Source organism: Natronolimnobius sp. AArcel1, from assembly GCF_011043775.1.
Taxonomy (GTDB): domain Archaea; phylum Halobacteriota; class Halobacteria; order Halobacteriales; family Natrialbaceae; genus Natronolimnobius.
On record NZ_JAAKXY010000003.1, the window covers coordinates 284,831 to 306,689 of the forward strand.

At 59.3% G+C, this 21,859-nt stretch carries 24 protein-coding genes and 2 tRNA genes; 17 read left to right on the plus strand and 9 right to left on the minus strand.

Annotation, left to right across the window (positions count from 1 at the left end):
* Window positions 1-296 precede the first annotated feature (296 nt).
* The 3 genes from G6M89_RS09570 to G6M89_RS09580 all read left to right on the plus strand — a co-directional run bounded on the left by G6M89_RS09570 (window position 297) and on the right by G6M89_RS09580 (window position 3,319).
* Complete coding sequence (locus tag G6M89_RS09570; protein ID WP_165161568.1) at window positions 297-1,649, plus strand: ribonuclease J; 1,353 nt, start codon at window positions 297-299, stop codon at window positions 1,647-1,649.
* A gap of 4 nt (window positions 1,650-1,653) precedes the next feature.
* Window positions 1,654-2,742, plus strand: a complete 1,089-nt coding sequence (gene idsA3 / locus G6M89_RS09575) for a geranylfarnesyl diphosphate synthase (protein WP_165161569.1) — start codon at window positions 1,654-1,656, stop codon at window positions 2,740-2,742.
* A gap of 166 nt (window positions 2,743-2,908) precedes the next feature.
* Window positions 2,909-3,319: an FxLYD domain-containing protein gene (locus tag G6M89_RS09580; protein WP_165161570.1), complete on the plus strand. Its 411-nt coding sequence runs from the start codon at window positions 2,909-2,911 to the stop codon at window positions 3,317-3,319.
* Window positions 3,320-3,545: 226 nt separating this feature from the next.
* On the opposite strand, the gene G6M89_RS09585 is transcribed toward G6M89_RS09580, so the two are convergent.
* Both G6M89_RS09585 and G6M89_RS09590 read right to left on the minus strand, forming a co-directional pair.
* Window positions 3,546-4,028, minus strand: a complete 483-nt coding sequence (locus G6M89_RS09585; protein WP_165161571.1) for a TspO/MBR family protein — start codon at window positions 4,026-4,028, stop codon at window positions 3,546-3,548.
* A 79-nt stretch (window positions 4,029-4,107) separates the two neighbouring features.
* The gene (locus tag G6M89_RS09590; protein WP_165161572.1) at window positions 4,108-4,644 is read right to left on the minus strand and encodes a hypothetical protein; all 537 of its coding nucleotides are present in this window, start codon (window positions 4,642-4,644) and stop codon (window positions 4,108-4,110) included.
* Window positions 4,645-4,766: 122 nt separating this feature from the next.
* Here G6M89_RS09590 and G6M89_RS09595 point away from each other — a divergent pair, with 122 nt between their 5' ends.
* Window positions 4,767-6,485, plus strand: coding sequence for a glutamate--tRNA ligase (locus G6M89_RS09595; RefSeq protein ID WP_165161573.1), 1,719 nt, complete (start codon window positions 4,767-4,769; stop codon window positions 6,483-6,485).
* A 36-nt stretch (window positions 6,486-6,521) separates the two neighbouring features.
* Here the strand turns inward: G6M89_RS09595 and G6M89_RS09600 are convergent, their stop codons facing one another.
* Window positions 6,522-7,193 carry a twin-arginine translocation signal domain-containing protein gene (locus tag G6M89_RS09600; protein WP_165161574.1) on the minus strand — a complete coding sequence of 224 codons (672 nt, stop codon included), beginning with the start codon at window positions 7,191-7,193 and terminating at the stop codon, window positions 6,522-6,524.
* Between the two features lie 256 nt (window positions 7,194-7,449).
* Window positions 7,450-7,935 carry a DUF456 domain-containing protein gene (locus G6M89_RS09605; RefSeq protein WP_165161575.1) on the minus strand — a complete coding sequence of 162 codons (486 nt, stop codon included), beginning with the start codon at window positions 7,933-7,935 and terminating at the stop codon, window positions 7,450-7,452.
* A 111-nt stretch (window positions 7,936-8,046) separates the two neighbouring features.
* Between G6M89_RS09605 and G6M89_RS09610 the strand changes: the two genes are divergently transcribed.
* Window positions 8,047-8,784 (plus strand): SDR family NAD(P)-dependent oxidoreductase, encoded by a 738-nt coding sequence (locus G6M89_RS09610; protein ID WP_165161576.1) that lies wholly within the window; start codon window positions 8,047-8,049, stop codon window positions 8,782-8,784.
* 8 nt (window positions 8,785-8,792) lie between these two features.
* Here G6M89_RS09610 and tmcA read toward each other — a convergent pair whose 3' ends face one another.
* A complete protein-coding gene (gene tmcA, locus G6M89_RS09615; protein WP_165161577.1) occupies window positions 8,793-11,114 on the minus strand; it encodes a tRNA(Met) cytidine acetyltransferase TmcA in 2,322 nt (773 codons plus the stop codon).
* Window positions 11,115-11,428: 314 nt separating this feature from the next.
* On the opposite strand from tmcA, the gene rpl7ae reads away from it, so the two are divergent.
* From rpl7ae to G6M89_RS09650, 7 genes are all read left to right on the plus strand, one after another.
* Window positions 11,429-11,791 (plus strand): 50S ribosomal protein L7Ae, encoded by a 363-nt coding sequence (gene rpl7ae, locus G6M89_RS09620; RefSeq protein WP_165161578.1) that lies wholly within the window; start codon window positions 11,429-11,431, stop codon window positions 11,789-11,791.
* A gap of 10 nt (window positions 11,792-11,801) precedes the next feature.
* Window positions 11,802-12,026, plus strand: a complete 225-nt coding sequence (locus G6M89_RS09625) for a 30S ribosomal protein S28e (RefSeq protein ID WP_087714364.1) — start codon at window positions 11,802-11,804, stop codon at window positions 12,024-12,026.
* 3 nt (window positions 12,027-12,029) lie between these two features.
* Entirely contained in the window at window positions 12,030-12,416 is a 387-nt protein-coding gene (locus G6M89_RS09630; RefSeq protein ID WP_165161579.1) for a 50S ribosomal protein L24e, read from the plus strand.
* The gene (gene ndk / locus G6M89_RS09635; protein WP_165161580.1) at window positions 12,413-12,883 is read left to right on the plus strand and encodes a nucleoside-diphosphate kinase; all 471 of its coding nucleotides are present in this window, start codon (window positions 12,413-12,415) and stop codon (window positions 12,881-12,883) included. The genes G6M89_RS09630 and ndk overlap by 4 nt, the downstream gene beginning before the upstream one ends.
* Window positions 12,884-13,184: 301 nt before the next feature.
* Window positions 13,185-13,574 carry a hypothetical protein gene (locus G6M89_RS09640; RefSeq protein WP_165161581.1) on the plus strand — a complete coding sequence of 130 codons (390 nt, stop codon included), beginning with the start codon at window positions 13,185-13,187 and terminating at the stop codon, window positions 13,572-13,574.
* 298 nt (window positions 13,575-13,872) lie between these two features.
* Window positions 13,873-14,475, plus strand: coding sequence for a superoxide dismutase (gene sod / locus G6M89_RS09645; RefSeq protein WP_165161582.1), 603 nt, complete (start codon window positions 13,873-13,875; stop codon window positions 14,473-14,475).
* 140 nt (window positions 14,476-14,615) lie between these two features.
* A complete protein-coding gene (locus tag G6M89_RS09650) occupies window positions 14,616-14,900 on the plus strand; it encodes a DUF5827 family protein (protein WP_165161583.1) in 285 nt (94 codons plus the stop codon).
* A 44-nt stretch (window positions 14,901-14,944) separates the two neighbouring features.
* Here the strand turns inward: G6M89_RS09650 and G6M89_RS09655 are convergent, their stop codons facing one another.
* The gene (locus tag G6M89_RS09655) at window positions 14,945-15,529 is read right to left on the minus strand and encodes an MBL fold metallo-hydrolase (protein ID WP_165161584.1); all 585 of its coding nucleotides are present in this window, start codon (window positions 15,527-15,529) and stop codon (window positions 14,945-14,947) included.
* 102 nt (window positions 15,530-15,631) lie between these two features.
* Between G6M89_RS09655 and G6M89_RS09660 the strand changes: the two genes are divergently transcribed.
* The 3 genes from G6M89_RS09660 to G6M89_RS09670 all read left to right on the plus strand — a co-directional run bounded on the left by G6M89_RS09660 (window position 15,632) and on the right by G6M89_RS09670 (window position 17,767).
* Entirely contained in the window at window positions 15,632-16,984 is a 1,353-nt protein-coding gene (locus G6M89_RS09660) for a hypothetical protein (RefSeq protein WP_165161585.1), read from the plus strand.
* Between the two features lie 113 nt (window positions 16,985-17,097).
* Window positions 17,098-17,172: transfer RNA gene (locus tag G6M89_RS09665), tRNA-Glu, on the plus strand.
* A gap of 247 nt (window positions 17,173-17,419) precedes the next feature.
* On the plus strand, window positions 17,420-17,767 hold the full coding sequence (locus tag G6M89_RS09670; protein WP_165161586.1) for a hypothetical protein: 348 nt from the start codon (window positions 17,420-17,422) through the stop codon (window positions 17,765-17,767).
* Between the two features lie 73 nt (window positions 17,768-17,840).
* Here G6M89_RS09670 and G6M89_RS09675 read toward each other — a convergent pair whose 3' ends face one another.
* Entirely contained in the window at window positions 17,841-19,019 is a 1,179-nt protein-coding gene (locus tag G6M89_RS09675; protein ID WP_165161587.1) for a redox-regulated ATPase YchF, read from the minus strand.
* A 330-nt stretch (window positions 19,020-19,349) separates the two neighbouring features.
* Between G6M89_RS09675 and G6M89_RS09680 the strand changes: the two genes are divergently transcribed.
* Window positions 19,350-19,820, plus strand: a complete 471-nt coding sequence (locus tag G6M89_RS09680) for a hypothetical protein (protein ID WP_165161588.1) — start codon at window positions 19,350-19,352, stop codon at window positions 19,818-19,820.
* A 430-nt stretch (window positions 19,821-20,250) separates the two neighbouring features.
* Here the strand turns inward: G6M89_RS09680 and G6M89_RS09685 are convergent, their stop codons facing one another.
* Window positions 20,251-20,940, minus strand: a complete 690-nt coding sequence (locus G6M89_RS09685) for a helix-turn-helix domain-containing protein (RefSeq protein WP_165161589.1) — start codon at window positions 20,938-20,940, stop codon at window positions 20,251-20,253.
* A gap of 307 nt (window positions 20,941-21,247) precedes the next feature.
* Between G6M89_RS09685 and G6M89_RS09690 the strand changes: the two genes are divergently transcribed.
* The gene (locus tag G6M89_RS09690; RefSeq protein WP_165161590.1) at window positions 21,248-21,457 is read left to right on the plus strand and encodes a hypothetical protein; all 210 of its coding nucleotides are present in this window, start codon (window positions 21,248-21,250) and stop codon (window positions 21,455-21,457) included.
* 184 nt (window positions 21,458-21,641) lie between these two features.
* On the opposite strand, the gene G6M89_RS09695 is transcribed toward G6M89_RS09690, so the two are convergent.
* Window positions 21,642-21,816, minus strand: a tRNA-Trp gene (locus G6M89_RS09695).
* Window positions 21,817-21,859 lie beyond the last annotated feature (43 nt).

Here is a 21,859-nt window from a genome sequence, read left to right on the forward strand (position 1 = left end):
CACGTACAGTGGGAAGCAGTCCAGAAACGATGACTCGAGCGTGTGTCTCGAGGTGCCTGTGGCTGCCAGGTCAACCCACTGTGTTTTTAACACCTGGGCGTGTAGGAGCAAGTACCGAGACCCGCGGGCAAGTGCGTTCGGGGCTCACAGGCGTGAGCAACGAGGGATTCGCCCTCTCCCGGACGCATAGCGGGATTGACGTGGCCGACGAGCTGCAAGACGCCGGGGCCGCATAACCAGGAGTCCGCGGACCGTTTCGAAGAGAGTCCACGAACGCGGCTTTCAGTACAACGACCATGGAAATCGAAATCGCAACCATTGGCGGCTACGAAGAAGTTGGACGGCAGATGACTGCTGTCCGCGCTGGTGACGACGTCGTCATCTTCGACATGGGTCTGAACCTCTCGCAGGTTCTCATCCACGACAACGTCGAAACCGAGCGCATGCACAGTCTCGACCTGATCGATATGGGCGCAATCCCAGACGACCGGGTCATGAGTGACTTAGAGGGCGACGTGCAGGCCATCGTGCCAACCCACGGTCACCTCGACCACATCGGTGCCATCTCGAAGCTTGCGCACCGATACGACGCGCCGATTGTCGCGTCGCCGTTTACAATCGAACTCGTCAAACAGCAGATCGAAGGCGAGCAGAAGTTCGGCGTCGAAAACGACCTCATCAAGATGGAGGCCGGCGAGACGATGTCGATTGGCGACTCCGGCAACGTCGACCTCGAGTTCGTCAACGTCACACACTCGATCATCGACGCGATCAACCCAGTACTTCACACGCCCGAAGGCGCAATCGTCTACGGGCTCGACAAACGGATGGACCACTCGCCAGTCATTGGCGACCCCATCGACATGGAGCGCTTCCGTGAGATTGGCCGCGAAGGCGAAGGTGTCCTCTGTTACATCGAGGATTGTACCAACGCGAACAAGAAAGGGCGCACGCCCTCCGAAAACGTCGCTCGAGAACACCTCCGTGACGTCCTCTACAGCATGGAGGACTACGACGGCGGGATCGTCGCAACGACGTTCTCGAGTCACATCTCACGTGTGACCTCGCTCGTCGAGTTCGCCAAGGATATCGGCCGACAGCCGGTCCTACTCGGTCGCTCGATGGAGAAGTACTCGGGCACCGCAGAGCGACTCGACTTCGTCGACTTCCCGGACGACCTCGGGATGTTCGGCCACCGCAAGTCCGTCGACCGCACGTTCAAACGGATCATGAACGAGGGCAAGGAGAACTTCCTGCCGGTTGTCACCGGCCACCAAGGCGAGCCACGCGCGATGCTCACTCGCATGGCCCGCGGCGAGACGCCCTACGAACTGGACGACGGCGACAAGGTCGTCTTCTCCGCACGCGTGATTCCGGAGCCAACCAACGAGGGCCAGCGCTATCAGGCAGAGAAACTGCTCGGTATGCAGGGCGCTCGTATCTACGATGATATCCACGTCTCGGGCCACCTCAATCAAGAAGGCCACTACGCGATGCTTGACGCACTCCAGCCCCAGCACATCATCCCTGCGCACCAGGATCTGAAAGGCTTCTCTGGCTACGTCAACCTCTGTGAGAGCGAAGGCTATCAGATGGGCCGTGACGTCCACGTCACGCGAAACGGCAACCTCATCCAGCTCGTCGATTGATCATATGACAACCCCCGAGGCACGAGAAGAGGCGGTACTCGAGGCGGTCCGCAAGCGACGGGAACTGGTCAACGAGGCCATCCCTGAATCGCTGCCGGTTCAACAGCCCGAACGACTCTATGAAGCATCGCGCTACCTGCTGGATGCCGGTGGAAAGCGACTTCGCCCGACGATCCTGTTGACCGTCGCGGAAGCACTCGCCGATGTCGAGACGCTGACCGAGGACTACCACGCGTTCCCAACGTTGACGGGAAGCGACGCAAACGGCAGTCCACCAAACGGGTCGACAGCCGAGACAATCGACATCATGGACGCCGCCGTCAGCGTCGAGGTCATCCAGTCGTTTACCCTGATCCACGACGACATCATGGACGACGACGACCTCCGACGCGGCGTCCCAGCCGTGCATCGCGAATACGACCTCGAGACGGCGATTCTCGCCGGCGATACGCTCTACTCGAAGGCGTTCGAGATCATGCTCGAGGCGGGAGCCGATCCCGACCGCGCCGTCGACGCCCTCGACATCCTCGCGACGACCTGTACCAAGATTTGCGAGGGACAGGCACTCGACGTGACGTTCGAAGAACGCGAGGACGTAACGCCCGAGGAGTACCTCGAGATGGTCGAACAGAAGACCGCCGTTCTCTACGCTGCAGCGGCGTGTCTCCCGGCGATCTTGATGGGTGCCGACGACGAAACAATCGACGCACTCTATGGCTACGGACTCGACATTGGCCGGGCGTTCCAGATCCAAGACGACGTACTCGATCTGACCGTTCCGAGCGAGAAACTCGGCAAACAGCGCGGCAGCGACCTTGTCGAGAACAAACAGACGCTAATCACCGTCCACGCCCGCGAACAGGGCATCACCATCGAGGATCTAGTCGATACGACCGACGTCGACGCCGTCACCGAAGCCGAAATCGATGACGCCGTTTCCCGACTCGAGGCGGTCGGCTCGATCAGTTACGCCAACGAGATGGCCCGTGATCTGGTCGAACAGGGCAAAGACAGACTCGAGGTTGTGCCGGACAACGAGGCCCGTGAGTTGCTGTTCGAACTTGCGGATTACCTGATCGAACGCGGCTACTGAGCCCTCTTATTTCCCCTTTTCATCACCATCTTTCGATAGGACACGTTGGCAATCAGCTGTACAGGCGGTCTTCTCCCTAAATAGTAAACAACTAATTATAATATATAAATATAAAATCGGCAATAATACTTATTTTGATCGCCTCCATTTGATTGACACGACTGTGATGGATTCGACACGCAGAGTGTTGTTATGTAGTATTGGTAGCGCAGGTGCGGTTGCACTTGCAGGCTGTACAGGAAGTGTTGGCCTTGGTGATGATCCATCCGTTGAAGTCACCGAAAACGAGTTTGACGCTCTCGAGATCGATGATCACGAAGTGGAGAACCAGGAGGTACTCGGTACAGATGCCGTTGTTGCGACTGGGACAGTGACGAATACAGGTGACGAAACGGTGACAGCAACGATTGGGGCTAAATTCTATGACTCCGACGATGTGTTGCTTGGTGAGGACGAACCAGGCTACAGTGGAACCGAAATCAGTCCCGACCAGAGCCAGCAGTACCAGCAAGCAATCGACGGCGACGCGAGCGATATCGATTACGTTGAACTCCGCGTTGTCGAACCAGGCTTTTGATAGAGGTCGCGAAAGCCAAGTATCACGCTTGGTGATTCCTGTCTATAGTCAGTAGTGACGGCTTCATTCGCACGGCTAAAGTCGTGGGTTCTCGCGTGTCCTATTTGTAACTGCGACTCCCACTTTGCAACTCACAGGTCACGATGTTCCCCGTCTGCTCACGGCACAATGCACCGTTCGCATGGTATGCGAGACCGCCGGTCTCGCACTATTCGCCATCGGCGGTTCATCCAGCATAGATCGTATATGTGAGGAAAATCGCAAAGCTCACCCAGGCGAGATACGGCACGAGCAAGGCGGCTGCGAGGCGACTTATACGGTCGAACGCAACGATGGTCGCGACGATGGCAACCCAGAGGATGCTGATGACCGCTAATCCGAGATCAGCCCGCTGCAGGCCGAAAAAGGCTGGTGTCCACGCAAGATTCAGCACGAACTGGATCGCGAACAGCGAGAGGGCGATGCGGACTGCCCGTTTGTGTGTTCCTCGCTGCCAGACGAGCCAGATCGCAATCCCCATGAGCGTAAACAGCAGCGTCCAGACAATCGAGAAGACGTAGCCCGGCGGGAAGAACCACGGCTCAGCAAACCATGACGTATCGGAGCCGACGAAAAACGCCGGCGATGAGCCAAGCAGGTTGACCGCGACGATAATTGCGAGTCCGGTGAGAAGTTCCCCTAACTCGAGGCGGCGAACACGCGTTTCCATATCGGTCCTATTCGATTGCAAAACGGGTAGTAACTCCCCTTGGCAGCACAAGCACCTGCCAACGGCGTGTTACAACGAGTTATCCGAGCCCGCCAAAGCCGCCCATCCACGACCAGTCGCCACTATCGTCATGGTAGTAGTCCCACTCCCCGAGCGTCTCACCCCACGCGACCGGCGGAATTTCGTCGTCGCCGTCGTCGAGGTCCTCGAGGCGCTCGCGGAGGTCGACATCATCGAAGCTCGCATCTCGAGTGAGGACGTCAATGTCCTGCGGTCGGGCGCTGATTCGGCGTTCTGTGACGTCCCAGCGTAGCCACGAGGTGGTCCCGTAGGTACACTCGAGGTCGTACTGACGGACGTGGACGTCGCGAAAGTGTGGGTGGAGACGTCGAAAAATCGCCGCGGCGAGTCGATACACTGCATCGAGGTCGGGGTCGTCCTCGGTTGCGAGCGTAAGTTCGACGACTGGGACGTACACCGGGTCGCCATCCCGATTCGTGTTGACCTGATAGACGTTGTCGAGCGTCGGCGGCGACTTCAGGCGCTCACCATCACGGCCGAGTTGGCACTGCTCGAGTGCGTCTCTGGCCGTCTCCACGAGCGCAGATCGATCCATAGTAGAGATGACAGCGAGCGGCCATAAAAAGATGTACTGGTGGTTTCTGGCTGCGTACCGGCGCCACGGCTCGCAGGCGAACACCGCGAGGATTTTGAACGGGCGCGGCAAACGTCTCGCCAATGGACGACGATCTACGCAAGCAAATCGAGCGCGAAGCCGAAAAGCACGCGCTGTTGAACGCCGTCAAACACGAAAGCGACGCCAACGTCGGCGCGATCATGGGGCCGCTGATGGGCGACAACCCCGACTTCCGCCAGCACGGCGACGAAATTCCGGGCATCGCCGGCGGCGTCATCGGCCAGGTCAACGACCTCTCCTACGACGAGAAACGCGACCGACTCGAGGAGCTTGCACCCGAGGAACTCGCCGAAATCGAAGCGGAAGAGGAAGAAGATGAGCATGACCTGCCAGACCTCCCGAATGCTGAGGAATATGACGAGGTTCGCATGCGCTGTGCGCCGAATCCGAACGGCCCGTGGCACGTCGGCCACGCCCGCATGCCCGCCGTTATCGGGACCTATCGCGACCGCTACGACGGCTGGTTCTGCGTCCGCTTCGACGACACCGATCCCGAGACGAAACGGCCGGATCTGGACGCCTACGACGATATTCTCGAGGATCTCGACTATCTTGGCTTCGAGCCGGATGACACCTACCGAGCCAGTGATCGCCTCGAGGTGTACTACGACCACGCCCGCGAGTTGATCGAAATGGGCGGGGCCTACACCTGCTCGTGTTCGGGCGAGGAGTTCTCGGAACTCAAAAACAACGGCGAGGCCTGCCCACACCGCGACAAGGATACAGAGACCGTACTCGCGGAGTTCGAGGACATGATCGCCGGCGAGTACGAGAGCGGTGAGATGGTGCTTCGCGTCAAGACCGACATCGAACACAAGAATCCCGCGCTGCGTGACTGGGTTGCGTTCCGGATGATCGACACGCCTCACCCTCGCGAGGATGCCAGCGAGTACCGCTGCTGGCCGATGCTCGACTTCCAGTCCGGCGTCGACGATCACCTGCTCGGAATCACGCACATTATCCGCGGGATCGACCTGCAGGATTCGGCAAAGCGCCAGCAGTTCGTCTACGACTACTTCGGCTGGGAGTACCCCGAAGTGGTTCACTGGGGCCACGTCCAGATCGACGCCTACGACGTCAAGATGAGCACCTCCACGATTTCGGAACTCATCGACGACGGCGAACTCGAGGGCTGGGACGACCCGCGCGCGCCGACGCTCAAAAGTCTCCGCCGTCGAGGCATCCGCGGCGAGGCCATCGTCGAAGCGATGACCGGTCTCGGCACCTCGACCAGCGATGTCGACCTCGCAATGAGCACGATCTACGCGAACAACCGCGACCTGGTCGACGACGAGGCTGACCGGCGCTTTTTCGTTCGAGACGGCAATCAGGTCCCACTCGGTGGTAATCCGCCTGCCGAGGCGTCCCCGCCAGTCCATCCCGACCACGACGAGCGCGGTGTCCGTGAGATTCCCGTTGGGGACTCCGTCCTGCTCGAGCCTGCCGACCTCCCCGACTCAGGCGAACGTCTCTGGCTGAAAGGACTTGGTTGCTTCAAGTTCACCGGAGAGACGCTCGAGTACACTGACGACGATATCGACGTCGTCCGCGAGGGGAACGCCGATGTCGTCCACTGGGTTCCCGCAAGTGAGAGTGTTTCTGTCCGGATGCGAACGATGGACGGCGACGTGACCGGCCGCGCAGAGCCAGGCGTTGGCAACCTCGAGGCCGACGAAGTCGTTCAGTTCGTCCGCGTTGGTTTCGCTCGAATCGATGACTCGAGCGGTGATGAGACGGTCGTCTACTACACACACGACTGAAAAACAAGCTGCAAGCGCACCGATTCGACGAGTTCGTTATTCGTCGTCGCCGTTATCGTTGCCGTTCTCCTCGTCGCCATTTTCGTCTTCATCGCCGTTCTCGTCTTCCTCGTCGTCACCGTTGCCGTTTCCTTCGATTTCAATTGCACCGCGCATCGTGCCCTCGTGGGGACGACAGACGTATTCAGCAATCTCGTCAGTGGCCTCGAATTCGATGAACTGATCGTCGCCACCTTCGCTTTCCTCTTCGGTTTCGTAGTCGTCGACGACTTCATCGTCATCATCGACGAGTTCGATGTTGTGGTCCGCACCGTCGCCTTCTTCCCAACCGATTTCGTACTCTTCGCCCTCCTCGAGAGTCAGTGTGGGGTTTTCTTCATCAGCAATCTCGTCGGGTTCAATGCCGACCCAACCGGGAGTCTGTGCATCGAATTCAATCGTGGTACCGGGCTCGATGACGTCGCCATTCTCGTCAGTTTCGTCTTCGTCCTCGTCTTCATCATCTGCTGGATCCTCGTCGTCATCCTCCATGTCGTCTTCGTCGTCTTCGACCGGTGCGGTGTCGTCCTCTTCATCTTCGGCTGGGTCGTCAGCAGGTTCATCTTCTTCTTCTCCATTGTCTGCGCAGCCAGCAACCGCTGCGGTGATACCAGCAACACCGGTCAGTTTGAGCATTGTACGACGGGATAGATCGTCGGCATTCTTCATGGGTACCCATACTCCGACCTCCTCCGAACACCTGTTCCTTTCATATGCAGCGGGTTGATCCCTCGCTTGCAGGCCATCTACCGACGAATCACGCCATTGTCTGGCGGTTTCTCACTCGAGGTGAGACAGGAAAATCAGAGTCAGTTTTGAATGATAAATTCGTGCATGTCTTTGACACGCTAGGGTGTAGTGGGTACCTCACCGTCCTGGGGCCATACGGCAGTGAGTTAAGGCGAAACTGCTGTTCAACAGCGCCTTAGAATACGAAGACGGCAATGAGGAATCCAAACAGTATTGCCGTCGTCAATAACGCCTGAGCTGCTGTCGACGCCAGAATGCCACCGGTTGCATACAGCGCGGACTGAGCGCTCCTGTCCAGGTCACCGCCGCGAGCGAACTCGAGGATAAAAACGGTTCCGAACAGCCCAACGAGGAGCCCGAGTGGGCCGGTCACGATCATCAGCAGAATGCCAACGGCTGCGGCGGCCGCGGTCGTTGCCCAAGACGCACCGCCGGCTCGCGCCGCAATCGAGCCGCCGAAAAATTCGACGAACAGCGTGAGCAGCCCCAGGAACGTCAGGACGGCCAACGAGATGGTTCCCGGTGCGGTAAACCCCGAGTGCCACCAGTACAGATAGACGCCCGACAGCGAGAGCAACCCGCCGGGAACGAGTGGCACGAGCGTGCCGACCACGCCACCGACAAGCAGTAAAATCGCGATAAGCGTGAGCGCGTCGACCATATACACGTCTCGAGTTCGGGTGGCTGGGGCAAAGACTTACTGCCTTCTCGGCCCAAGCGCTCTGATCGCCTGCTCCGACAGTAATACGTACCGGGCATCGAACCGAGTGGTATGACACGTGCTGCGATCATCGTTGGCGCATCCTCAGGGATCGGCGAAGCGTTGGCCCGGGAACTCGCCACTGATGGCTACGAGATCGGACTGGCTGCTCGCCGGACAGACCGCATGCGACAGATCGGGACCGAACTCCCGACCAAAACCTACGTCGCAACGCTGGACGTGACCGACACCGCAGACGCACGCGAGGGCTTTTTCGAACTGGCCGAGGCGATGCCCGCCGTCGATCTCGTCATCATTAGCGCCGGTGTCGGCGAGGCAAACTACGACCTCGAGTGGGAATCCGAACGCCGAACGGTCGACGTCAACGTCCGTGGCTTCACCGCTATTGCGACGGCAGCGCTCGAGTACTTCGAGACGCAGCCAGACCACGCGAGCGAGGCAGATGGCCACCTCGTCGGTATCTCGTCGGTCGCCGCCCACTTCGGCAACGGCGGCACGCAGGCGTACAACGCCTCGAAAGCGTACGTCTCGCGCTATCTCGAGGGGCTTCGCGCTCGTCAAGCGAGCACCGATGCGGACGTGACGATTACGACAATCGAACCCGGATTCGTCGACACCGAGATGGCCTACGGCTCGTTCTGGCAGTGCTCGCCCGAAACTGCGGCCGCTCAGATCGCTCGAGGGATCCGCAAAAAGCGCACGCACGCCTATGTCACGCGGCGCTGGCGGCTGGTTGCGTGGGTGTTGAAAGCGCTCCCGGAGTCGGTGACCCGACGACTGCTCTCGTAGCTCTGGTCCTATTCTGACCGCTCATCCGAGCGAAATCGCGCTCGAGTGTCGCGTGCCGTCTCTACACCCGCCGTGACGCCGTAGTAATCGACCAGCGGCTGGAACGCATCGCCCAGTGCCCGCATGCACTGACCCGTCGAGTGATACTCGAGGTGGTCTGCAACGGATTCCCAGTCGTGTGCCTGTAGGACGCGCAGGACGAGCAGTTGCTCTTCGCGAGTCGACAACTCGATGGAGTCGGGCCGCTCGATCAGGTAATTGATCGCAAGCTGTCGGAACGGACCAGGGTCGACATCGAACAACCCAGGGCCGTAGGCGGCTCCGGCGACGACGCGCCAGTCGTGGTCGGTGAGGTGGAGTGCCGGTAGCGCATCCGCGTCGACGCTGTGCAAGACAGCGCAGGCGACATCCGGCTCGAGATCACTCAGTTTGTCCGAGCAAAGCGCGCCAAATCGGTTGGCGAACCAGCCGGCGTGGCGCTCGGCGAGCCCTCGGCCGTCGTTGCTGGTGGGAGAGAGCATCAGCACCGAGTACTCGCCGCTGGCGTCGTTGCGCGTCGTCGAGAGGTGGATCGCCCGATAACCGCTCTCGCGCCAGAACTCGAGGAGGCCGGGCGTCGCGCCGAAGGCGGTCCCAAGCCAGTCGACTGTCGATTCGAACTCGTCGCGAACGCACTCGAGGAGGTGCGATCCCAGCCCGTTCGAGCGAACGGCGTGGTGGGTTGCGATCCGAACAATTCGCACGCCGGCAGGCTCGGCAGCGGCCTCGTCGCGAAGCTGGCTCGTCAGGATATCGGGGAGCATGTTCCCGCGGACGCGCCCGCCCTCGTACATCATCGTCCGCGTTTCGTGACCGAGGTCGCCCTCGCGGGCGAGTAAGACAATACTGACGACGTGACCGTCGTGACAGAGCGCCCGCGCCTCGAGATTGGGCGCGTCGAGCAGTCGCGCGAGGTCGTTGGGTTCAGTTCGGTAATGTGCGAGCACGAGCAGGCCGAACGCCTCTCGGAGCAACTGCTCGTCCGCAAGTAGCTCGTCGGGCTCGAGTCGCCGGTACGTGACGGTTCCAGGCTTGGTGTCTGCGACGAGTGGTTCGACCGGCGGCCGCGCATCGAGCAAGAGCGCGCGAAACGCCCAGACCTCGAGCGGGTCGCCCGCTGCGTAGCGAATCGGCTCGACAAGCGTGCAGTCGGTCACGGTGTGGTCGCTCTCCGCGAGGCGGTCACGGAATCGGACCGAAAAGCCCCGCCCAGCGCCCTCGTAGCCATGGATCGTCGTCGCGAAGGCGATTCGGTCGGCTGCGAGAAACGCCTCGAGTCTCGAGACGGGAAGCGCCGCGGCCTCGTCAACGATGACGATATCGGCGTCTGCGAGTCGCTCGAGGGCCTCGTCAGGCTCGAGAAAGTAAACGCGGCCGCCTGCATCCGTCTCGAGTTGTCGCAGGCCGGTCGCGGTCACGGGACAGTCCGAGAGCATCTCACAGAGTTCCCTTGCACGCTCGAAGACTTCGGCCGCGTTTCGTGCGGCGGGTGCGGTGACGAGCACCTCGAGTCCGTCGGCGGCGAACGCACCTGCAGCGACGCCTGCAGCACTCGACTTCCCGCGGCCGCGGTCCGCCTCGAGGACGACTGCTCGTTGTTCGGAGTCATTACCCGAGTCCGGGTGCAGCGACTCGAGCGCGCCGACGGCCTCAGCCTGATCGCTCGTGAGACACGCCGCGTACGCTTCGGACGGGAATCGTCGCGGCGATTCGTTGGGATTGCGCTCGAGTGTGCCGTCGACTTGCTGGCCGCCAAGACGGGGCGCAGGGTTTGTGTGGCCGTCGTCAACAACGGAGTCGGTCTCGAGGTCAACGATTCCGATACCGCGATGTTCGTGTACCGTCTCGGCGAGGCGACGCTGAAATCGCCCAGTTACGTCCGCACGTGTGAACGGTGGAATTGCGAGCGACTCAGCGAACGCACCCTGTTGGTCGGGCCACTCCTCGAGCGACGGTGTCAGGAGAATAAGCAGGCCACCGCCGGTGATTGCCCCTACGACTTTGCCGAGTGCGTTCGGCTGGAGGTCTTCGGACGCGTCGAGAATCACGATGGAGCGTGTCGTCCCAAGCAGGGTACTCGCGTGTACCTGTTCGACGTGCTCACAGCGCAGTCGATCCTCAGGCCCGACCAGCGTCGTCTCCGTGATGCCAACTGAGAGCGCATCGAGGACGGACTCGAGCGTTCGATAGCCTCGTTCGCGCTCGCCCGCGAGGACGAGGGCGCGTCGCTCGTTCGTCTGGGCCGCCTCCTCGAGCAGCGACGTGGCGAGCGACACAGCATCCGTCTCCATGGTGGGCCGTTGGCGTGTTGGATGTATAGTACCCATTGAGAGCGACCTGCCGGCCGGTGAGTGTGTTGACAATCACGAACGTTCGATTCGCTCGTGCTCGAGAGCGATGAGACGCCCATGCGTCACCCTCCCACAGCGCCGTTCGTTTGAACACGCTTTTAAGGGGGGCAACGCTACAGACGTAGTACACCCTACGCGGGGTTGATGATGCTCCTAGCCCCACAGGACTTCCGCCGGCACGACGCCGGCACGGGAACCCAGTTCCCGGATGGCAGGGGAGCGCGAGCCCACGTGTAGGAGATGGTGAACAACCCATGTCAGTCTACGTCAATACCGACATCCCAGCCGACCTCGCAGATGACGCCCTTGAGGCGCTCGAGGTCGCACGAGACACCGGCCGAGTAAAGAAAGGAACCAACGAATCTACCAAAGCAATCGAGCGCGGAAACGCAGACCTCGTTTTCGTCGCCGAAGACGTCTCCCCTGAGGAGATCGTCATGCACATTCCCGACCTCGCAGACGAGAAGGGAATCCCAGTCGTCTTCATCGAGACCCAGGACGACGTTGGCCACGCTGCTGGCCTCGAAGTCGGCAGCGCCGCTGCGGCAATCGTCGACACCGGCGAGGCCGACGGCGACGTCGAGGACATCGCCAACAAGCTCGAGGACCTCGAGTAGGTGATCAGAGATGAGTGCTGAAGAGGACGAAAGCGGATCCACGCCCGCCGAGGTCATTGAGATCGTCGGCAAAACCGGCATGCACGGCGAAGCCATGCAGGTCAAGTGCCGCATTCAGGAGGGCGAGAATCAAGGCCGTATCATTACCCGAAACTGCCTCGGGCCGGTCCGCGAAGGGGATATTCTCCAACTTCGTGAGACCGCCCGTGAGGCCGACTCCATCGGAGGTCAGTAACCAATGGTCGAGAAACGAACCTGCGACTACACGGGCGAAGAGATCGAACCCGGCACGGGCATCATGTACGTCCGCAACGACGGCAGCGTGCTCCACTTCGTCGACTCGAAAGCCGAGAAAAACTACAAACTCGGCCGCGAACCACGCGATCTCGAGTGGACCGAAGAAGGTCGTGCTGGCAAAGGGCCAGCACAGGCCGACACGGCTGCCGATGAGTCGGCAGACGAGGACGAGGACGAGGTCGTCGACGCAGCTGAAGACGAAGATCTCGACGAAGAGAGCGAGGTCGACGCAGACGACAGCGAGGACGACGACGATGATGTCGCTGCCGATGACGAAACGGTCGACGAGACCGAAGCCGACGACGAGCAGGCGGAGGCCGAACAATGAGCGACGGCGATCACGAGCGAACCTTCGTGATGATCAAGCCGGACGCATTTGGTCGCGGCCTCGTCGGCGAGGTTATCTCTCGACTCGAGGAACGCGGACTCAAACTCGTCGCCATTAAGGTCGAGAACATGCCCCGCGAACGGGCTGAAGAACACTACAGCGAACACGAGGACAAGCCGTTCTACGACGACCTCGTAGACTTCATCACCTCGGGACCGGTTGTCCCGATGGTCTGGGAAGGACAGGACGCAACCCGTCAGGTCCGTCAGATGATCGGCGAGACCGACCCACTCGAGGCTCAGCCAGGAACCATCCGCGGTGACTTCGCACTCGATCTCGGTCGCAACGTCGTTCACGCGGCCGATCACGAGGATGAGGGCGCAAACGAGCGCGAAATCGGAATCCACTTCGACGACGACGAACTGATTGACTACGATCAGCACGACGCCGAGTGGCTCTACGAGTAAGCGACTGCGACTCTTATCCACATTTTGCTATCGGAGCGCCCGTATCCCACGTAGCAGTTGCGCTGGAACCGCCGGCAGGATTCCGTTATCTGTAACGACCGGGGAGCAGCCACCACCGTCTGCGGCAGACAGAGTTTCATTTTCCAAACCCATCCAGCAGCCTCTGTGTCGTATTTACTCCCTGTTTAATTGTATGTATGAAAGACAGATACTATTCTAGGGAGACGCAACATCTAATGTGTCGGCTGTAGAAGGGGCTGTTGGTGGTTTCGAATGGTAACTCACGGTAGGTGGTCTGTGGATGCGTGAAACGGAACGAGCGTCATCACCGCTCGAGACAGAGGCAACACCGTCACTTGATCAGGTGTTTGACCTCCTTTCGAATCGTCGGCGTCGGTACGCCCTGTACCATCTCTACGAACAGGATGATGGCGTTGCGACGACGACAGCGCTGACAAATCGCGTTGCCGAACTCGAGGTTGTGGCTGAACAGACCCACACAACAGAGGTAACAGACGAGTTCATCACGGCGGTTCGAACCGACCTCCAGCACGTCCACTTGCCGAAACTCGAGGATGCAGGTGTTCTCGAGCATGACCATCGGAGCGAAACAGTCCGATACTGGACGCAGCCGTCGCTCGAGGAGTGGCTCGAGCACGCCTATCACAAGGAATCGATGACGTCCTTGTAAGCAGTTTTAGCCCGCGCGATTTCATCGGGTACGGTGGTGTCCCCAATCGACGATAGTGAGACGTCGCAGTGGCGCCAGTGAGACGAACTGGTGGCCTCGGTTTCGATATGATTGCAGTCATCTTTCAGGTCCACCGAGTATCAGTAACCAGATTGTATGAAAGGTTTACCACACTGAGCGATGTCCGTGCAGTGAGGTCCCGGTCGCCGACGCCGGGACCTGCCGTGTACTATGATACCGTTTCTCTCCTCAACGTTTAACAGGAGAGATGCCGATACAACCCACTAGGTGAGATATAATGGCTGACCACGAACTTCCACCACTACCGTACGACTACGACGCACTGGAACCATCGATCTCCGAGCAGGTCGTTACCTGGCATCACGACACCCACCATCAGGGCTACGTCAACGGCCTCAACTCCGCCGAGGAAACCCTCGAGGAGAACCGCGAGTCCGGCGACTACGGCTCGACCGCTGGTGCACTCGGCAACGTCACCCACAACGGCAGCGGACACTACCTCCACACGCTGTTTTGGGAGAACATGAGCCCAAACGGCGGCGGCGAGCCAGAGGGCGACATCGCCGACCGCATCGAAGAGGACTTCGGCTCCTACGAGGGCTGGAAAGGTGAATTCGAGGCTGCAGCCAGCGCTGCCGGTGGCTGGGCACTGCTCGTGTACGACCCAGTTGCCAAGCAACTGCGCAACCTCGCGGTCGACAAGCACGACCAGGGCGCACTCTGGGGCTCGCACCCAATCCTCGCACTCGACGTCTGGGAGCACTCCTACTACTACGACTACGGCCCAGACCGCGGCGAGTTCATCGACGGCTTCTTCGAGGTCGTCAACTGGGACAGCGTCGACGAAGAGTACCAGAAGTGCCTCGACCACTTCGAGTAATCCAGTTGTAGGACCGCGACGACCCGGTCAACACCGCTTTTCTTTCGATGCCGACCGGCCAGCCACAGCACTCGAGGGGTCGCCGTTAATCGGCACTCGAGAACGAACGACTTAGGCGTTCGAAGTGGAAATGATGGCGTATGCCTGTTCCAAAATCCGAGTTCGAGAATCGACCGCCGTGTGACTTCTACACGCCGGCGGAGTTGCTCGAGAACGACCAGATGTACACTGTCTACGAAATCGCGCGGCTGCTGCAGGGACTCGAGCCCGATGCGGAGATTGAACAACAGACAGAAAGCGTCTTGCTCGATTGGGCGATTCCGTGGGTCATGACGAACGCGGACGACCTCGTTGTAGCCGAGCCACGCAGTGACGACGAACCCGGTTACTACGGTGTCAAAGAAGACGACGGCGACGACGAATAACCAGAGTCACCGCTGGCAACACAACCGCTTCAGCAGAGGTGCGCTTATGCCCGTCGCGCCATCTGACTCGCGAGTTCGATGTGTTCGTACGGCGTCTCCGTCACGCTCGGGCCATGGCCCGTATGCATCGCCTCGAGATCCTCATCGACGACCTCGAGGATGCGATCGATACTCTCGATGAGTGTCGCGCGGTCGCCTTCTGCCAGGTCAGTTCGTCCGAAACTGCCGTTCTGGAAGACGAGATCACCGGCAATGAGGACGTCCGCCTCTCGTGAGTAGAAACAGAGGTGGTCGTCTTTGTGCCCGGGCGTGTGCACCGCCGTATACTCGTCATCGCCGAGTACGAGCGTGTCGCCGTCGGCGATTTTGTGGCCGCTGGAGACCGCATCGACTGACGGATCGTAACACCACGGCTCGAGGTCAAACTCTGTCGTTACTGCCTCGAGATTGCCGATATGATCGGGATGGGTGTGCGTCAGAACGACGGCCTCGAGGTCGTCGACGTGTTCGCGAACGGCTGCGACGACATCGAAATTCGAACCAGTATCGATTAGAACGGGGCGTTCACCCGTCACCAGAAATGCGTTGCTCGTAAACGACTGGACGCCACGCGCGAGATTCGTGATCATACGACCCCTACGAAATCGATTCGTTTGTGCGTATCGACCCACTGTCTGGGAGACCCCCGCTATTCACAAGCATTTTTAGCTCCCGCACGTAGGGACACACCAATGAACCAGCCGGTTGCAGTCGGGCTGCTCATCGCCGTTCTCGTCGTCGGTTTGTTCGCCGGCGTTGGCGGCCCGATAGTCGCGGCTGGGGATGGTGGACTTGGGGCTGACGCTGGATTGCTCACTGTTGCCGGACCGGCCGACACAACAGCCGAACCATCTGCTGCGGACGCTCAACCGCAGCACGAACACGTGACAGTGGCGACAACTGACGAAATGAGCGCCGGTGACTTCGATAGCACAACGTTCGAAATCACGGTTCACGAAAACGGCAGTGCAACCTGGACGTTCCGCTACGAACATCACTTCGATGAGAGCAACGAGACGACCAGATCAGAGTTCGAAACGTTCGCCGACGAGTTTGAGTCCGACGAAACCGACCTCTACACCCTGTTTTCAGAGCAGGCACAGGCAATGGTCGAAACCGGTGACGAGCAAACCGAACGCGAGATGGACGCCACCGCGTTCAATCGCTCTGCACAGGTCGATGGTACCTTCAACCCCGTTGGCGTCGTCGAAATGACGTTCACCTGGCACGGATTTGCCGCCGTTGAAGACGAGTCCATCCTCGTCGGTGATGTCTTCGAAAACCAGAACCTTATCCTCACAGAAGAGCAGGCGATGGAACTCCAGGCTAGCGATGGACTCGCGTTCGAACACGTCGAACCCGAGGCTCAGTACGTCGGCACTTCGCTTTCGGAAGCCAACTCCGTCCACTGGAGTGGCGAACGACAGTTCCTCGATGGCCACCCTCGAGTCGAACTCACTAAAACCGATGAGGGGGCAGACTCGCCGTTGACGGCCATGACCGACAACACCAACTCCTCGTGGCTGTTCGCCGCCGGTGCCCTCATTATCCTCGCTGGCAGCGGCGGCGCAGTCTGGTATCGACGCCACCGCAGCGACTCGAGTAAAACTCCCGAGCACACGGCTACAGATGACCAGACTGCAGTGTCAGACACACCCGATACCGGCGCTCGTACATCACACGAAACGGCCGCACAGAGGGGCACCACACCTGCCGCTGGTGGCCACCAGACTCCAGACTCGAGCACTGAGACGGATACTGACGAGTCGGCCAGTGCTAATACCCCACACCCGCCACTCTCCGAAGACGACTTGCTCACGGACGAAGACCGCGTTGTCAAACTTATCCGCGAAAACGGCGGCCGAATGAAACAGGTCAACATCGTCGACGAAACCGGCTGGTCGAAATCCAAGGTCAGCATGCTTCTCTCGGAGATGGAAGCCGACGACACCATCAGCAAACTTCGGGTTGGCCGAGAAAATATCATCAGCCTCGAGGGGTTCGAACCCGAAGCAACGAAATCCCCCTTTGACAATCAGGAGTAGCTCCAAGACCGGGGCCACGGCCGCTCAGAAACGTGGTATCTCTCCGCAACCTCGAATCGAAACGGAATGCTTAAACATCGTACTGCGTTAGAAGTGGGTGTAGACGCACACCCGCTCCGATGGTGTAGTCCGGCCAATCATATTGCCCTCTCACGGCAATGACCTGGGTTCGAATCCCAGTCGGAGCATTTCTCAGCGAACAACTTTGTGAGCGGAGAATGCGACCCTGGATTTGAAGCACGGAAATCCGAGCGAAGTGAGGATTTGCATCGGGTTCGAATCCCAGTCGGAGCATCCTTTTAAACGAACAAAGTGAGTAATACTCCTTCGAACGTGACGTTCGGTCAAAATTCTTCTACTGATCTGAGTCTGTAGTCATCTCTGCTACAACCCGTGCATCAGAACGGTTATTCGGTTCGTTGTTCCAGTTTCTGTATGGAAGACGAGATTTCATTTGATGGAGTGACACTGACTGGTGTTTCGAACGACGAAAACGGAGATGTGGGTGCAGAGACGGTCTTTCACTTCGAACAGACTGGTGAGCGACTCTATGCACAGTATGCTGGCGGCGAGATCGTCGATGGGCATCTGGTTGGAACGTTCGATGGAACCCACTGGGACATCAGATACACGCAGATAAACACAGCACATGAAACGGCGACTGGTCACTCTGTTGGTGTTGTTGAACGCCTCGAGGACGGGCGGATTCGAGTCGAAGACGAGTGGGAGTGGGAATCAAAACCAGGTACCGGCGAATCAGTCCATGAAGAGGTTGTGGAGTAGACTGCTTTTCTTTCACCTCGGTTGAGCACAACCCGTTTTGGCGGAGAGGTTGCATTCACATCGCAAGAAAACGCTAATTGGTGCTTACGATCTTGATTACGTCACCCTCCTCGAGTTCGTACTCTTCGCTGACCTCTCGATTCGATTTCGCGTTGACGGCGTGGAGATAGCCGTCGCCGATATCGGAGTGGACGGCGTAGGCGAGGTCGACAGGCGTCGAGCCATCGGGTAAGAGGAAGGCGTCGGGCAAGATATTCCCGCTGCCGTCGGACCATTTCGCGGCGTCTTCGACGGGGTAGGCCGTGATGTGCTCGAGTAAGTCGTAGACGGCGTAGTTGAGCGCGCCCTGAACGCCGGTGCCGTCCCAGTTGGTCATCGTTTCACGAAGCTCCTCGAGTGCGTCGCGCTGGGCGTCGTTAACGCCGTCACCGATCTCGAGGGCGTCGTCGCCGGGGTCGTAATCGACGAGACCGTTGTCGGCGGCACGGCGAAGTGCAAGTTCGCCCTCTGCGGTCGTCGGGATGACAGGCTTGTCGAGTTCGAGCAGTGTCTCGACGTTTTCCTCGGGGGCAACGTCGATTTTGTTCGCGGCGACGACGATGGGTTTGGTACGCTCGCGAACAAGGCGGGCGAGTTCCTCGCGGTGGCTGTCTTCCCACTGGATCGGGTCCGCTGGATAGTCGAGTTCGCGGAGGACGATTGCGATCTGGCGGGGCGAGGCCCCAAAGCCTGAGAGCATGTCCGCGAGCACGTCATCGATATCGAAATCGGGTGAGCGGGACTTTCGTTCGACGGACTCCCAGTTGCGGTCGACGATGCCAGCTAACCAGAGGTCCATCTCCTCTTCGACGAAGTCGATGTCCTCGAGCGGGTCGTGTTCGCCAATATCGACGGGTTCGCCCTTCTCGTTGGTGCCGCCGGAGGCGTCGATCACGTTGACGATTACGTCGGCGTTGGTGAGTTCGTCGAGGAACTGATTGCCCAGGCCTTTCCCCTCGTGTGCGCCGGGAACGAGTCCGGCGACGTCGATCAGTTCGATTGGGACGTAGCGTTTGCCGTCCTCGCAGTCATCGGCGTTACAACGCTCGTCGCGCTCGAGGCAGGGACACTCGGTTCGGACGTAGCTGACGCCACGGTTGGCGTCGATCGTCGTAAACGGATAGTTCGCGACGTCGACGTCGGCCATGGTCGCCGCGGTGTAGAACGTGGACTTGCCGGCGTTTGGTTTTCCGGCAAGCGCAATCGAGAGCATGCGTCATCGTAGCATCGTGGGTTCAAACTGTCTTTCGATTGTGCGTCCCGGCCTGTCGAACGCGCGTCCACAACAGATGGCCGTTGACCCACTTGATTGCAGACACAGTCCAACCTGATACGCACCCTTCCATCGTTGCTCTCCGGAGACTCCGTTATTCGACCTGTGGGACAGTCAGGCTGGGTGAACAGAGCGCTCGTCGTCGGATTCGGTTCGGTTTTAAAACTCGTATACGTGCAGCCGTCCACACTTGCTTCGAGCGTCCCTCCGATCGAATGCGCGGGTGCTCCTGAGTGGCGAACTGGTATTTGGGACTGATCCGCGCGTCGCATGATCGGAATAGATGTGGTGGGTGCTGGCGTCGCGCTCGCACTTGCAGTAGGAATCGGATTGATTGCTCACGAGTGGTCTCATGCACTCGTCCTTCGATTTGCAGGGATTGCCTTTTCGATCAACTATCTACCAAATCGTACCAGCGGCCCGCTTGGACTCCTCGCGAGTTGCCCATGGGCAGTCGTGGAACCGCAGCCAACGGCCCGTGATCCAGCCTGGGTCCTTCGCGTTGCCGCACTCATGCCCCTCGCGCTTGCCGTCCCCGTCCTCGCAGTTGGGATCACCGGCCACCTACCAGGTGAAATGCCGATACTCACAGCAGCCGCAATCGGCTGGCTTGCCTGCGCAATTCCAAGCCCACAGGACTTCTCCGTTGCCTTCCACGCAGAACAACTGCTCGAGGAAACAACGGACACAACGGATACAACCGACACGACAGCGGTGGTATCGTGTTCCCGCGCTGACTGACGGTCGCCGGGTATCACCGTGTTTGGTGTCGTTTGTATGCCGCGTGCAGGTTCTCCTCGAGAGCGAGAGTTTCCGGACAAAAGTATGGCAGGCCACAGATCTCTTGAGCCCACCAGGGGATCTGTCAGCAGTGTCGACTACACAGCCACGAGTAGCCGTTGCTGATCGAGCACGAGTGATCCACCGGTCACAGGATGTCTGTTGCCGATGCGTCAGGGTCGGCGGTGTGCCGACATGCATATTATAATACGTTCAGTAATAAAGCTATCTGTTAGTGCGAATTCGACCTAATATAGAGACATGGTGGACAAATTCTCATCGATGTTGTGATGTGAGTGTGTTTGTCGAAAATTGAGTGATGATATCAGTTGCCGCTCCCGCATTCGTGACCGTCCACTCGAGACTACTTGCGCTGGATACCATCTCTACGCTATGGGTCTGCCTTTTTCGGTGCGTGCCGGTCAGCCAACTCCGAACTAATGAGGGCAGCATGACTCCGACGAAGACGCTCCGACAGCGCCTGATGGGAGATATCCATCTCAGAAGCGAGTTCCTCAAGTGTTACCTGTCGCGGCACGTCGAAGTAGCCCAGTTCGTGTGCCATCGTGATCGTCTCGTACTGTGTTTCTGTTAGCGGCGTCTCGAGCCGGTCGAGGTCGAGATCCGCCGAATCGGTTTCCGTGATCCGGGTGACGTTGACGTGATAGTCGTACTGTTCGAACAGCGCATGCGAGGTTGAGACCGACTCGCGATCGTGAAAGAGCAATCGCAGCGACCACGTGTTGTCGTGGCTGCGTGCCGAGAGCATCGCGCCATCGTTACTGGAGACGATCTCCTGAAACAGTTTGATATCCTCACCGAACTCGAGTCGAAACAGCCACCGATTGTGATCGGCCCCAGTCGACTGCGTGTTGCCACTGAGACTCGCGACGACATCGACCGACGGATCCGCCTCGAGTGCCCGTTTGACATCGTGACGGTCTTCGCCCGATACGTGTACCAGCGGTGCTGTATCGCCAATGAGCCCGCCGATCTCACACTCGAACGTCGGGACGCGATCGAACGTCCGTGCAAGTCCGAGCCGTTCAGCCGGAACCTCGAGTTCGACGACCGTAGTCATCACCGGAATCCACCACAGAGACGTATAGACGCGTTGGGTTTCCGGTAGCCTTTCCCGCCACCCAATTCGAGTGAGAGTCAGTGCAACCAAACGGTCGGTTTGAGTAACAAATTACGCAGCCACTACTGGCAGTGACGAATACACAGGGCTGGCCGACGCTCCCATCGTTTTTCGATTTGTCGCACTCTCGCCTGTCTTGAGTCAATCAGTCTTACTGCTACCAAATTTCGACGACGACCACACTGCAACCATCGACGTGGCCACTTCAGGGAGTCTGTTTACCCGTGCCTATCACGACACATCCCGCATGGATATTCCCACTGACCGACTGCTCATCATGGTGATCGTCGCAACCGGATTCGCGGTCCTCATCGGCGGCTGGGCCGGTGGACTCGTCCACGCAGAGGCGACCGGCCTCGAGGAACTCGGCTTGCGCGTCGGCTTAGGCGTCGTCTTCTTTGCCATCTTGCTTGGTGTGTGGTATCAGTTCAGCCGTGTTGATGAGGACTCGAGTTAGGAGTTTTTGCTTCTCGTTTTCTCCTCGAGAGTGATGTAACCGGCTGATGCATGAAAATAGTACAACAACCAATTGCAAGTCCGGGTCGGAGGGATTTGAACCACGGTCGCAGCGGAGCTGCTCCCTGATTCAAATCCTCCGAATTACATACCTGACGCTCACGGATTTGTGAGCGTCAGAGGTATGGGGTCGGAGGGATTTGAACCCCCGATCGACTGATATCTCCGGTGCGCCTCGGAACTCCAGAGGGTCATCACACGGACACTGATCAGGTGTCCGATCAGTATATCAGTCTGGAGTGTCGTCCCGGGCGCGGTGCCTCTGGAGTCAGTCGCCATCCCTGGCTTGGCCACGACCCCGCGAGCATACGTTGGGGGATCCGCCCTAAAGTGGTTTCGATTC